Raw genomic sequence first — 12640 nt, 5'->3', positions numbered from 1 at the left:
CCCACTTACAGCGGGGACCCGGGTGGAGGGAGCCTGCTGGCCATCCCTTGCGGCAGGCACCTCCACCCAATTCTCTCCTAAGAAGACGAGGTAAGGCATGACAGAGGCCATCCGCACCACCTGCGCCTATTGCGGCGTCGGCTGCGGCATCTCGGCCACGCCGACCGGCCCCAGGTCGGTCATGATCAAGGGCGACGAGACGCATCCCGCCAATGGCGGCCGCCTCTGCTCCAAGGGCACGCATCTGGGCGAGACGGTGGGGCTGCAAGGCCGCCTGCTGCACCCGATGATCGGCGCCAAGCGCGCCAGCTGGGACAAGGCGCTCGATTTGGTCGCGAAGAAGTTCCGCGAAACTATCGACCGTCACGGCCCCGACAGCGTCGCCTTCTATGTCTCCGGCCAGTTGCTGACCGAGGATTATTATGTCGCCAACAAGCTGATGAAGGGATTTATCGGCACGGCGAATATCGACACCAACAGCCGCCTTTGCATGTCGAGCGCGGTCGCCGGGCACAATCGCGCTTTCGGCGAGGATGTGGTGCCCGCCAGCTATGACGATCTGGAGGAAGCGGACCTGATCGTGCTGGTCGGCTCCAACACAGCCTGGTGCCACCCGATCGTCTATCAGCGCATCCAGGCAGCGCGCTCCGCGCGCGGCACCAAGCTGGTCGTGATCGATCCGCGCCGCACGGAGACTTGCGAGGGCGCGGACCTGCATCTGCCGGTGAAACCCGGCACCGACGTCGCGTTGATGAACGGCCTCCTTGCCTGGTGCGACGCGCAGGGGATCACCGATCCCGCTTTCCTGGGCGATCATGTGAGCGCTCCGGACGATTTTTGGGAGCATATCCGCACCGGTCACGACCTGTGGACCACGGCCAAGACATGCGACATAGCGCCCGCGCTGCTGGAGCAGTTCTACAAGCTGTTCGCCGCCATGCCCCGGACGGTGACACTGTTCAGCCAAGGGATCAACCAGTCGATCCGCGGCACCGATCAGGTGAACGCGATCATCAACGTCCACCTTGCCACTGGCCGGATCGGCAAGCCGGGCGCCGCGCCTTTCTCGATCACCGGCCAGCCCAATGCCATGGGCGGCCGTGAAGTCGGCGGGCTTGCTTCGACGCTCGCTGCCCATATGGACTTCGCGCCCGAAAATGTGGAGCGGGTGAGCCGCTTCTGGGCCGCGCCGCACATGGCGGCCAAGCCGGGCCTGAAGGCCGTCGACCTGTTCCGCGCGATCAACGAAGGGCGGATCAAGGCGCTCTGGGTGATGGCGACCAACCCTGCCGTCTCGCTGCCCGACGCGGGCCGTGTGCGGGAAGCGCTGGAGGCGGTGCCCTTCCTCGTCGTGTCGGACATCATCGCAGACACCGACACCAGCGTTCATGCCGATGTCCGCCTGCCCGCCGCCGGCTGGGGTGAGAAGGACGGCACGGTCACCAATTCCGACCGCACGATCAGCCGCCAGCGTCCCTTTTTGGCGCTGCCCGGCGAGGCGAAGCCGGACTGGTGGATCATCAAGGAAGTCGCAAGCCGTATGGGCTGGGCCAATGCCTTCGCCTATCACCGGCCCGCCGACATCTGGCGCGAGCATGCGCGCCTCACCGCCTATCAGAATGAGGGGCAGCGCCTGCTCAACCTGCGCGCGCAGGCGACGATCGGTAACGACGCCTATGAGGCGATGGAGCCGTTCCGCTGGGGCGGTGACAAGCCCTTCAGCGACGGCCGCTTCTCAACGCCGGATGGCAAGGCGCGGCTGCTTCTCACCAGGCAGATGGACATGCAGGGGCCGCTGAAACAGTGGCCTTTGACGCTCAACACCGGGCGCTATCGCGACCAGTGGCACACGATGACGCGCACAGGCCTCGCGCCCAAGCTTGCCCGCCACCGGGAAGAACCGCTGGTCGAAGTGCATCCGCAGGATGCGGAGGCGCTGGGCATCGCTGATGGCGATCTCGCTCGCGTCTCGACCGCGCAGGGGGACAGCATCTTCCGCGCCGCCTTGAGCGAAGGCCAGCGGGTCGGCGAGATCTTCACGCCGATCCACTGGACAGATCAGGTTTCGACCGGCGGTCGCACCGGCCTGCTGCCCCGTCCGCTGGTTGATCCCCATTCGGGCCAGCCCGGCTTCAAATCGACCCCGGCGGCGCTGGAGAAGGTGGCGACCGAATGGAAGGGCTTCCTGATCCTGCGCGGTGATCAGCCCGTCAGGATTCCCTGCCTGTGGGCCACGCGCATCACCGTGCCCGGGGGCGCTCTCTATGAGGTCGCGGGCAATGGCGATGCCGCCCGGCTGGAAGCTTGCCTGCCCAAGGGCGACCGCGTCGAAGCCATCGACCAGACGCGCGGCACCCGCCGCGTGGCGATCATCAGCGAAGGCCGGCTTGCGGGCATCCTGATCGTTACGCGCACCGGGCAGCTCCCGTCGCGTGACTGGCTCATCAGCCAGTTGGAAGTCGAGCAGGTGGGCGCCTCCGTCCTCGCGGCGCGCGGGCCGGGCAATCAGCCCGACAAGGGGCCGACCATCTGCGTCTGCTTCGACATTGGCCTCAACCAGATCATGGCGGCTATCCGCGAGCAGAATCTGGTCGACGTGCCGGCCATCGGCAAGGCGATCGGCGCGGGCACCAATTGCGGGTCCTGCCGGCCCGCGCTCGCCAACATCCTCGCCCAAATCCCGCAGGAGACGCTCCATGCAGCAGAATGAGCTTATCGCCCCCGGACAAGTCTGGCTGGTCGGGGCAGGGCCGGGCGATCCGGACCTGCTCACCCGCAAGGCCGAGAAGCTGATCGCAGCGGCGGAGATCGTCTTCTTCGACGCGCTGGTGGGGCCGGGCGTGCTCGACCTGATTCCCCAAGGGGTAGAACGGGTGAGCGTCGGCAAGCGGTCGGGCCGGCACTCCAAGGTGCAGGAGAGCATCAACGACCTGCTGCTCGCCGCCGCGAAAGCGGGCAAGCGCGTCGTGCGCCTGAAGGGTGGCGACCCCTCCGTCTTCGGGCGCTCGGCGGAGGAGATGGAGCATCTGGCGAAAGACGGCATTCGCGTCAGCATCTGCCCCGGCATCACGACCGCCAGCGCGGCGGCGGCGAGCGGCCATTGCTCGCTCACGCTGCGCGGCAAGGCCCGCGGCCTGACCATGGTGACGGCGCATCTGAAGGCCGGTGAGCCGCTCAAGCTCGATTGGGAAGCATTGGCCCGGCCCGGCAGCACGCTTGGCATCTATATGGGCCGTGCCGCCGCCGCCGAGATCAGCCGCGAGTTGATCGCCGCCGGACGCGATCCTGAAACGCCGGTGATGGTGGCGGTGAACGTCTCCCTTCCGACAGAGCGTCTGATCCGGGGCAAGCTGTCGGCGCTCGCCTTCCTGGTTCAGACGATCAGCGACGAGGACCCGACCCTGCTGATGATCGGGGAAGCGGTGGGGGGGACGCATGTTCCGGCCGAAGTCGCCGCAAGCGCTGCGCTGAAGGTCTGAAGCATAGGATGACGGGCGCCCGAGGGGGCTGGGGCCCAATCCTGTCGTCGAGCCGGTTCCTGCTTTCGCAGGAACACGCATCGCTATCGACCGCTCTTTTCCAACGCCGCCAAATCCTCCGGCCGGTTGATATTGGGTAGCACATATTCCGGCCGGTCGATGATACGCGCACCGACGCGCTCGATCCAGCCGTAGATCGAGCGGTTATTATCCTCGGCCAGATGTGCGTCCAGTTCATCGGCGAGGCTGGACGGCCAGAAACCCGCAAGCTGCTGCCCCTTCAACACGGCGGCGCTGTCGCCGATCAGCGCTTCGGCCAGCCCTTCGGGATAGTCGGGGACGTCGCATCCGGTCGTCAGCACGGCGTCATAGCCCCGCGCCGCCGCATGATGCAGCGCCGCGTTCAGTCCGCCGAGCGGCCCCATGTCGGGCGCTGGGCGGTCGGACAGTCCGATCATCCCCTCGACAATCCGCCCGCACACGACCACCGCCTCCACATGCGGCGCGATCGACGCCGCGGCATGATCCAGCAACGTCCGCCCGTCGAGCATCGCCGCAGCCTTGTCGCTCCCGAAGCGGCTCGATCGCCCTCCAGCCAGTATCGCGCCCAGCAATCGCATCCATCGCCTCCTTGGCAGACGCCCGTCTTTCCCTTATGGCGCGCGGGTCAAGCGGGCAACCGCTTGCACAAGAAGATCGCGCCGGTGCCCGGAAGGGCTGAAAACGGGAATGCGGTGCGGGCGGGATACCGTCCTATTCCGTGGCTGTCCCTGCAACTGTAAGCGGCGAGCGCGATGCACGGGGGACAAGTCCCCGCCACTGGGCTCCAGGCCCGGGAAGGTGCGTGCATCGTTGCCCTGACCCGCGAGCCAGGAGACCTGCCGGCGCCCGGTCGCTCTTGCCTTGGCCCAGGGGCTGGTCACGGCACGGTGTTTTCCGTCTGAGCGACGTCGAGCGGCATGGGGCCGTATCGGTGCGGAGGCGAGGCACTGGCGTCGACTCGCCCCTGAACCGGCCGCGCAAGCGGAAGCCCCGAGCCCCAAGTCGCAGCGGCGCTCAGGGAAGCAGGAAACATGATCAGGGCCACCATCTCTCTCGCCGCGCTGCTCGCGGCGACCCCCGCACTGGCGCAGGACAGGGACGACATCATCGTCACCGCGCTCGGCATCGAGCAGCCGCGCGACGAAGTGGGTCAAGCGGTGACGGTGATCGACGAACAGACGATCGTGACGCGGCAGACCGTCAGCGTCGCCGACCTGCTGGCGACGACGCCGGGCGTCCGCTTCAACCGCGCCGATGCGGTCGGCGGCGTCACCGGTGTGTCGATCCGGGGCGCGGAGACGACGCAGACGCTGGTGCTCGTCGACGGCGTCAAGATCAACGATCCCAGCGGCATCGGCGACGGCTATGATTTCGGCAACCTGCTGACCGGCAATGTCCGCCGGATCGAGGTGCTGCGCGGATCCAATTCGGTCGTCTATGGCAGCCAGGCGATCGGCGGCGTCGTCAACATCATGACCGGCGAACCGGCGCAGGGTTTCGGCGGCAGCGCTTCGCTCGATTATGGCTATGCCGACACGCTGAACGCCAAGGCGGATGTGTCGGGCAGCAGCGGCATCGCCTCGGGCGGGGTTGGTGTGGCTTATTTCCGCACGGATGGCATTTCTGCCGCCGTCAATGGGACGGAAAAGGACGGCTATGAAAATGTCGCCACCAACGCCAAGCTGAAGCTGGCCTTCAGCGATAATTTCAGCCTCGACCTGCGCGGCTATTACATTCACGCCGATCTCGACACCGACATCTTCTTCGGCGCGCCGATGGAATCGAGCGACGTCAGTAAGCTCGACCAATATATCGGCTATGCCGGGCTCAACCTGTCGCTGTTCGACGGCAAGCTGACGAACCGCGCCGCTGTCACCTGGTTCCGCAATGATCGCGACTATTATTTCATGCGCGGGACGGCACCCGACTATGGCTATTCCGGCACCAACCTGCGCTTTGAATATGAGGGTGTCTATCAGCCCGCCGACCCTGTGAAGCTCGTCTTGGGCTATGAGCATGAGCGGCCGGACTACGCGTTTTTCGGCTTTGGTTCGGACGCTAGCGCGCGGGTCAATATCGACAGCGTCTACGCGCTTGCGGTGGTGAAGCCTTTCGCCGGCTTGTCACTGACCGGCGGGGTTCGTCATGACGATCACAGCCAGTTCGGCGGAGCGACCACATTCGGCGCAAACGCCAACTACACGCCCAACGAGGGCCGCACCAATGTGCGCGCCAGTTATGGCGAGGGGTTCAAGGCGCCCTCGCTTTTCCAGCTTTACGACAGCTTCAACGGCAATGCGGCGCTGCAGCCGGAAACGTCCAAAAGCTACGATGTCGGCTTCGACCAGAGCCTGGATGGTGGACGCGCGACATTCTCCGTCACCGCCTTCCGCCGCGATATTCATGACCAGATCTATTTCGACGGGTTCATCCTGCCCTTCGGCCAATATATCAACCTGACCCGCACCCGCGCAAAGGGCGTGGAGGCTGCCGTCACCCTGCGGCCGGTCGAGGCTCTGACGGTGACGGCGGCGTATAGCTACATCGACGCGAAGGACCGGTCCGAAGGCGGCCTCAACGAAGGCAAGCTGCTGCCGCGCCGGGCGAAGGACGTGGTGAGCATGTCGGCCGATTATCGCTGGTCGTTCGGCCTGTCCACCGGTGCCACGGTGACGATGGTGGGCGACAGCTTCAACGATGCCGCCAACACCCAGCGGCTGGACGGCTATGCGCTGGTCGGTGTCCGCGCTTCGCTGCCGATCACCGAGAATCTGGAAGTCTATGGCCGCATCGACAATCTGTTCGATGAGGAATATGCGACCGTCTATGGCTACAGCACCTATGGCCGGTCGGCCTATGGGGGTGTGCGTGTGCGGTTCTAAGGGGCGCGTGTGAGGGGTTTCACCCTCTCAGCTGGACGGCGCGGCGTTGATCTGCGCCGCCATGAGGCGGGCGGCCTGCACATAGGCGGGGCCGCCGCACACCGTCCACGCCTGCGGCACGCGGATGCGCGGGATGTGCTTCAGGATCGGATGTTGCAGCATCTCAGTTCCCTGATCGACCACCTGCTCGCTGCCGCTCTCGACAATGAGCCAGTCGGGGCGGGCGGCGATCAGTTCCTCCAGGGGCAATTGCGAAAGCGCGGGGCGGCCGAGCTTGCCCGCAAGATTGGTGAGGCCGACCCGGCGCATCAGCTCGTCCACCAGCGTGCCCGTTCCGGTCATATAGCCGCGCCGCTGATAGTAAGCGGCAATCCCGCCACGCCGCGCGCGGGGCAGGGCGGCCAGATCGCGGTTCATGCTGGCGATCAGCGCCTCGCCGCGTGCGGGGTGCCCCACGGCGGCGGCCACCTGCCGGATTTGCGCCAGGATCATCGCATAGCTGTCTGCGCTCGCGAGGCCGAGCGTGCGCCATTGGCCGGGCGGAGCGCCGACGACGCCGCTCCCGGTTGGGAAGCCGATCAGCAGGTCCGGGCGGATCGCCAGCACTTCCTCGGCAGGCCGCTTGAGCGTTCGGTAGCGCCGCGCCTTCGCGACCGCCGCCGACAGTTCGGGATCGTGACCATAGGGACTGAGCGCCGCGATCTGTCCCGGGTCCGCAAGCGCCAGCACATATTGGTCGGCGCAGGTGTTGAGCGAGACGATCCTTTTCGGTGGGGGCGGCCCAGCACTCACCAGCGCAAGCGCCCCAAGGGCAGCGATGATCCGAAAGCTCCGCATGGCCGCGCCTGTAGCAAGCGCGGGGGGGAACGGAAAGCATGAGCGGCCGGCGCCATCCCTTGCTGATGCCTGTGCTGGCTGTGCTGGTGGTGCTTGCCGCGCTGGGTTCGGTAGCTTTGGGCGCCGTCGCCTTGTCGCCGGCCCGAATCATCGCCGTTCTGATGGAGGGCGGCGATGAGGTGGCGCGCTCGATCCTCGTCGATTTGCGCATGCCAAGGATGCTGCTCGGGGTGATTGTGGGCGCGATGCTGGGCCTCTCGGGTGCGGCGCTGCAAGGTTATCTACGCAACCCCCTTGCCGAGTCCTCGGTGCTGGGCACCTCCAACGCGGCGGCGTTGGGCGCGGTCGCCGCGCTCTATTTCGGGCTGGCGCAGGTGCATCCGCTGGTGCTGCCGTCGCTCGCCATAGCGACAAGCCTCGCCGCGCTGGGCGCGCTGTTCCTGCTGGCCGGGCCGGCGGAAAGCCCGCTGACGCTGATCCTCGCCGGCATTGCCATCGCGACGCTGGCGGGGGCCGGCATCAGCCTGTCGCTGAACCTCTCGCCCAATCCCTTTGCGGCGATGGAGATCATGAGCTGGCTGATGGGGAGCCTGGAAAATCGCAGCTATGCGCATGTCTGGACGGCGCTGCCCTGCGTGATGATCGGATCGGCGCTGCTGGTGGCGGATGGGCGGACGCTAGACGCGTTGACGCTGGGAGAAGATGGCGCGCAGGCGCTGGGGATCGATTTGCGCGCGGCCCGGATGCGCATGATGCTGGGGCTGGCGGTCGGTGTGGGCGGCGCGGTGGCGGTGTCGGGTGCGATCGGCTTTGTCGGCCTGATCGTGCCGCATCTGGTCCGGCCGCTGACCGACCGCTCGCCCTCCGCGTTATTGCTGCCTTCGGCTCTGGGGGGAGCGGCACTGCTCACTCTGGCGGACATCGGCGTGCGGCTGATTCCAACCAGCAGCGAACTCAAGCTGGGCGTGCTGACCGCATTGCTCGGCGTGCCAGTCTTCCTCATCCACCTGATGCGGGAGCGGCGGCTATGGTGACGATCCGCGCGCAGGCGCTTTCCGTGCGGCTGGGCCGCTATTCCGCGGTATCGGACATCGACCTTCGGCTGGAGCCCGGTCAACTGGTCGGCATCATCGGCCCCAATGGCGCGGGCAAGTCGACGCTGATCCGGGCGATGCTGGGGCTGGAGAAGCGAGTCGAAGGTGCGGTCCTGATCGATGATCATCCCATCGGAAGCCTCAGCCGCCGGGATATTGCCCGGCGTGTCGCTTACCTGCCGCAGGGGCAGACGCTGCATTGGCCGCTGGCGGTGGAGCGGCTGGTCGCGTTGGGGCGGATGCCGCATCTCGGCCCCTTGTCCCGCCTGTCTGCCGAAGACGAAGCGATGGTCGATGCAGCGCTTGCACGGGCGGACGTGCTGCACCTGAAGGGGCGGGTGGCGACCGAATTGTCAGGCGGCGAGCGGGCGCGAGTCCTGCTTGCGCGCGCGCTGGCGGTGGGCGCACCCGCGCTGATCGCCGATGAGCCGCTCGCCGCGCTCGACCCGGGGCACCAGATCGATGTCATGAACCTGTTGAAGGCGGAGGCGGTAGCGGGATCGCTGGTTGTGACGGTGCTTCACGATCTCAACATGGCCGCGCGTTACTGCGACCGGCTCGTGCTGATGGATCGGGGCAGGATGGTGGCAGACGGCGCGCCCCTCGACGTGCTCACGCAGCAGGCGTTGGCGAGCGTCTATGGGATCAGCGCCCGGATCGAGCCTGATGGCGCGCGGCCGCTGATCCTACCGACGGGAAGGGTCAAGTAGTCATGCGTCCCTGCGAAGGCAGGAGCAGGCTTCCCTGATCCGCCTATTCCGCGAACGCCTTTGGAGCTGGGTCCACCACGGTTACGGATCCGCTGCCGACCTCATTCACTTCCAGCGCCCGCTCCGCGATGCCGTTGCGGCTGAAGCGGAAGGCGCCGTCGATGCCCGCGAAGCCTCCGGCATCCCGCAGCCGAGCCGCGGGGAAGGGCGTGCCCGGCTTCCAGTCGCGCGCTATCCGCACGGTCAGCAGCACCGCATCATAGCCCATGGCTGACAGCCGGAACGGCGCGCTGCCGTAGCGGGCGCGGTATTTGCCCGCGAGCTGCCGGTAGAGGCCGTCCGACACGCTGGCGAACCAGGCACCGCGCAGCACCGGGCTGGAGGCAAGGCTGTTATCGGTGTTCCACAATTCCGTGCCGAGCAGCCGTGCCGAAGCACCGCCATTCTTGCGCACGATGGGCGCGACCTGTAGCGCGACCCGGCCGCTATCGGCGATCAGCAGCGCGTCATAGCTGGACGAGGCGTGCAGTTTCTTGATCGCCGCCGTCATGGAGGCGGATGTCCGGTCGAAGGTCTGCATGGACACGACGGTCCCGCCCGCCTGCTCCACGGCGCGGAGTAATGCTGTGCCCGACCGTTCGCCATAGACGCCGCGCGGCACCAGCGCGGCGAATTTCGACAGGCCGCGGCCCTTGGCGTAGTCGACCACGCGCTCGATGGACTGGTTGGGGTTGTAGCCCATGATGTAAACGCCGTTGCCCGCGACGCTGACGTCATTGGAGAAACTGATCACCGGCACATTGGCGCGCGCGGCGATCGGACCAACGATCCGGGCATCCTCCGCCAGCAGGGGGCCAAGGATCAGGCGATTGCCCTCCGCCAAAGCCTTGCTCACGGCGGCAGCGGCACCCACGCCCGTGTCATAGGTGGTGATGCGAACCCGGTCGGCTTTCGTGTCCAGCAGGGCGAGAGTCGTCGCGTTGGCGATCGACTGGCCTACTCCCGCATTGGGGCCGCTCATCGGCACCAGTAGCGCGACCCGGTGGCGCGTCGCGTCGGTGGGCAGGCCCTGCGTCACGTCCGGCCCCGGCTGCGCCGAACCGGGCACCGGCGCCGGACCGGGGCCCCTGGGCACGACCGACTGACAGGCGGCAACCAGCAGCGTTGTCACCGCGAACAAAATCCGCCCGCCACGTTTCATCGAAGCGAACAAGTCCGCTTGCCGGGGGGCATCCGTCTCTGTCATCTGGCGTCCTTATGGAAACTCAATCTTATGGGCTGGAAGCAGGGCTTTACATCGTTGCGGGGCCGATCGGCAACCTTGGTGACCTTACCCCCCGCGCGGCGCAAGTCCTGCGGCTGGCCGATGTGGTCGCCGTGGAAGATACACGGGTCAGCGCACGTTTGCTGCGTCATGCCGGGTCGGAGCGGCCGATGATCCCCTATCACGACCATAGTGCGGAGGGGGTGCGCGCCCGCCTGGTCGAGCGGATGGCGAGCGAATCGGTGGCGCTGCTGTCGGACGCGGGCACGCCGCTGATCTCCGACCCGGGCTACAAGCTGGTGCGCGACGCGCGGGCTGCGGGGCGGAAGATCACGACGCTGCCGGGTCCCAGCGCCGCCATAGCCGCGCTGACGCTGTCGGGCCTGCCCACCGATCGCTTCCTGTTCATGGGCTTCCTGCCGGCCAAGCAAAAGGCGCGCGGCGATGCGCTGGGCGAGGTCGCCGCCTTGCGCGCCACGTTGGTCTTCTACGAAAGCGGCCCGCGCCTGTCGGAAAGCCTGGCCGCGATGGCAGAGCATCTGGGCGACCGGGAGGCCGCCGTCAGCCGTGAGATCAGCAAGGCGTTCGAGGAAACGGCGACCGGCACGCTCGCCGAACTTTCCGCCCGCTATGCCGACGCGCCGCCCAAGGGGGAGATCGTCGTCATCGTCGGCCCTCCCGGCGAAGCGCCGCCCCCGAGCGCGGAGGATGCCGACGCTGCGCTGCGGGAAGCGATGGAGCGGCTCCCCGTCTCCAAGGCGGCGGGGGAGGTGGCGAAGAAGCTCGGCGTCGATCGTCGCGCCCTCTACGCCCGCGCGATGGAGCTGAAGGGGTGAAGCGTCCCGCGCCTGCGAGAAAGCTGGCGGAGAAGCGCGGCCGTCAGGCGGAACGGATCGCGGGCTGGTGGCTGCGGCTGAAGGGCTGGCAGATCGTCGGGCGGCGGATGCGCACGCCTGCGGGCGAGGTCGACCTGGTCGTGCGACGCGGCAGCCTGCTCGCCTTTGTCGAGGTGAAGGCACGGGCGAGCTGGGCCGATCTGGACCTTGCGATAGACGAGCGGCGGCTGTCGCGGGTCGCGGCGGCGGCGGAAATGCTGTTCTACGACCTCGCTCAGCCGGGCGACGACATGCGAATCGACGTGATGCTCCTTGCGCCGGGCCGTCCGCCGCGCCATCTGGCGAATGTCTGGCATGGGGGGTAGCCTCTCCATCCGTTCGGGCTGAGCGAAGTCGAAGCCCTCGCCTGAGCGCCAGCGAAGGCAAACACCTCGCTAACGCTCAGAGGAGTCCTGCGACTTCGCTCAGGGCGAACCGAACAAGGATAGGTAATGACCCAACTGAACCCGCTCACCGTCGCCGTGCAGATGGACCCGATGGAGGGGATCAATATCGCTGGCGATTCGACCTTCCACATCATGCTGGCAGGGCAGGCGAGGGGGCACCGGCTTTATCATTATCTCGCGCCCGATCTCACCTATCGCGACGGGCGCGTACTGGCGAAGGCGCGGCCGGTGAAGGTGCAGAGGCAAGATGGCGACCATTTCGCCTTCGGTCCGGCCGAGGTCCTGGACTTGGGGCGCGAAGTGGACGTCGTGCTCATGCGCCAGGACCCGCCTTTCGACCTCAGCTACATCACGGCTACCCATCTGCTGGAGCGGGTGCAGGCCGAAACGCTGGTGGTGAATGATCCCGCTTCGGTGCGCAATGCGCCCGAAAAGCTGTTCGTGCTCGACTATGCCTGCTTCATGCCGCCGACGATGATCACTCGTGACCTGGACGAGGTGCGCAGCTTCCTGAAGGAACATGGCGAAGTCGTGGTGAAGCCCCTTTACGGCAATGCGGGCAACGCCGTCTTCCATGTCGGCCAGTCCGGCGCGAACCTGTCGGCGCTGGTGGAACTGTTCAAGGCGTCGTGGGTCGAACCCTTCATGGTACAGGCCTTCATCCCCGGTGTGGCGCAGGGCGACAAGCGCATCGTTCTGATCGATGGCGAGATTGCGGGCGCGATCAATCGGATTCCCGGCGCGGGCGAGATCCGTTCCAATCTCGCCGTCGGCGGTTCGGCCGCGAAAACCGAACTCACCGATCGGGAGCGGGAGATTTGTGCCGCCATGGGTCCGGAACTCAAGCGCCGCGGCCTGCTGTTCGTCGGCATCGACGTGATCGGCGGGGAGTGGCTGACGGAAATCAACGTGACCTCGCCCACCGGCATCGTCTCCATCGACGCCTTTAACGGCACCGACACCGGCGGCATGATCTGGGACGCCATCGACGCACGTCTGGCGGAAAGGGCGGCAGCTTGAATTTGTTCCGTCATCCCGGCGTAAGCCGGG

11 protein-coding genes and 1 riboswitch are annotated in these 12640 nt (G+C 66.8%); of the genes, 8 read left to right on the top strand and 3 right to left on the bottom strand.

The window, feature by feature from the left end; translation table 11 throughout:
• The first annotated feature begins 97 nt into the window (after positions 1-97).
• Together L858_RS0104260 and cobA are read left to right on the top strand one after the other, a co-directional pair.
• Positions 98-2710: a nitrate reductase gene (locus L858_RS0104260; protein ID WP_022681908.1), complete on the top strand. Its 2613-nt coding sequence runs from the start codon at positions 98-100 to the stop codon at positions 2708-2710.
• Positions 2697-3479 carry a uroporphyrinogen-III C-methyltransferase gene (cobA, locus tag L858_RS0104255; RefSeq protein ID WP_022681907.1) on the top strand — a complete coding sequence of 261 codons (783 nt, stop codon included), beginning with the start codon at positions 2697-2699 and terminating at the stop codon, positions 3477-3479. The genes L858_RS0104260 and cobA overlap by 14 nt, the downstream gene beginning before the upstream one ends.
• 83 nt (positions 3480-3562) lie before the next feature.
• Here cobA and mobA read toward each other — a convergent pair whose 3' ends face one another.
• Positions 3563-4099: a molybdenum cofactor guanylyltransferase gene (gene mobA, locus L858_RS0104250; protein WP_022681906.1), complete on the bottom strand. Its 537-nt coding sequence runs from the start codon at positions 4097-4099 to the stop codon at positions 3563-3565.
• A gap of 65 nt (positions 4100-4164) precedes the next feature.
• A riboswitch (cobalamin riboswitch) is annotated at positions 4165-4379 on the top strand.
• Positions 4380-4552: 173 nt separating this feature from the next.
• On the opposite strand from mobA, the gene L858_RS0104245 reads away from it, so the two are divergent.
• Positions 4553-6403 carry a TonB-dependent receptor plug domain-containing protein gene (locus L858_RS0104245; RefSeq protein ID WP_022681905.1) on the top strand — a complete coding sequence of 617 codons (1851 nt, stop codon included), beginning with the start codon at positions 4553-4555 and terminating at the stop codon, positions 6401-6403.
• Positions 6404-6430: 27 nt separating this feature from the next.
• On the opposite strand, the gene L858_RS0104240 is transcribed toward L858_RS0104245, so the two are convergent.
• Entirely contained in the window at positions 6431-7240 is an 810-nt protein-coding gene (locus L858_RS0104240; protein ID WP_022681904.1) for an ABC transporter substrate-binding protein, read from the bottom strand.
• 38 nt (positions 7241-7278) lie between these two features.
• On the opposite strand from L858_RS0104240, the gene L858_RS0104235 reads away from it, so the two are divergent.
• A complete protein-coding gene (locus tag L858_RS0104235; RefSeq protein WP_022681903.1) occupies positions 7279-8274 on the top strand; it encodes a FecCD family ABC transporter permease in 996 nt (331 codons plus the stop codon).
• Positions 8268-9044 (top strand): ABC transporter ATP-binding protein, encoded by a 777-nt coding sequence (locus tag L858_RS0104230; protein ID WP_022681902.1) that lies wholly within the window; start codon positions 8268-8270, stop codon positions 9042-9044. Before L858_RS0104235 ends, L858_RS0104230 begins: the two co-directional genes overlap by 7 nt.
• A 43-nt stretch (positions 9045-9087) precedes the next feature.
• On the opposite strand, the gene L858_RS0104225 is transcribed toward L858_RS0104230, so the two are convergent.
• The gene (locus L858_RS0104225) at positions 9088-10290 is read right to left on the bottom strand and encodes a penicillin-binding protein activator (RefSeq protein WP_022681901.1); all 1203 of its coding nucleotides are present in this window, start codon (positions 10288-10290) and stop codon (positions 9088-9090) included.
• 11 nt (positions 10291-10301) lie between these two features.
• On the opposite strand from L858_RS0104225, the gene rsmI reads away from it, so the two are divergent.
• From rsmI to gshB, 3 genes are all read left to right on the top strand, one after another.
• A complete protein-coding gene (rsmI, locus tag L858_RS0104220) occupies positions 10302-11144 on the top strand; it encodes a 16S rRNA (cytidine(1402)-2'-O)-methyltransferase (protein ID WP_022681900.1) in 843 nt (280 codons plus the stop codon).
• On the top strand, positions 11141-11509 hold the full coding sequence (locus L858_RS0104215; RefSeq protein WP_022681899.1) for a YraN family protein: 369 nt from the start codon (positions 11141-11143) through the stop codon (positions 11507-11509). The genes rsmI and L858_RS0104215 overlap by 4 nt, the downstream gene beginning before the upstream one ends.
• Positions 11510-11635: 126 nt before the next feature.
• Positions 11636-12610 (top strand): glutathione synthase, encoded by a 975-nt coding sequence (gene gshB / locus L858_RS0104210; RefSeq protein WP_022681898.1) that lies wholly within the window; start codon positions 11636-11638, stop codon positions 12608-12610.
• Positions 12611-12640 lie beyond the last annotated feature (30 nt).

Source organism: Sphingobium bisphenolivorans, from assembly GCF_000412635.1.
In the GTDB taxonomy this organism is placed as follows: Bacteria; Pseudomonadota; Alphaproteobacteria; order Sphingomonadales; family Sphingomonadaceae; genus Sphingobium; species Sphingobium bisphenolivorans.
This window is presented reverse-complemented; position numbering and strand designations above follow the sequence as displayed.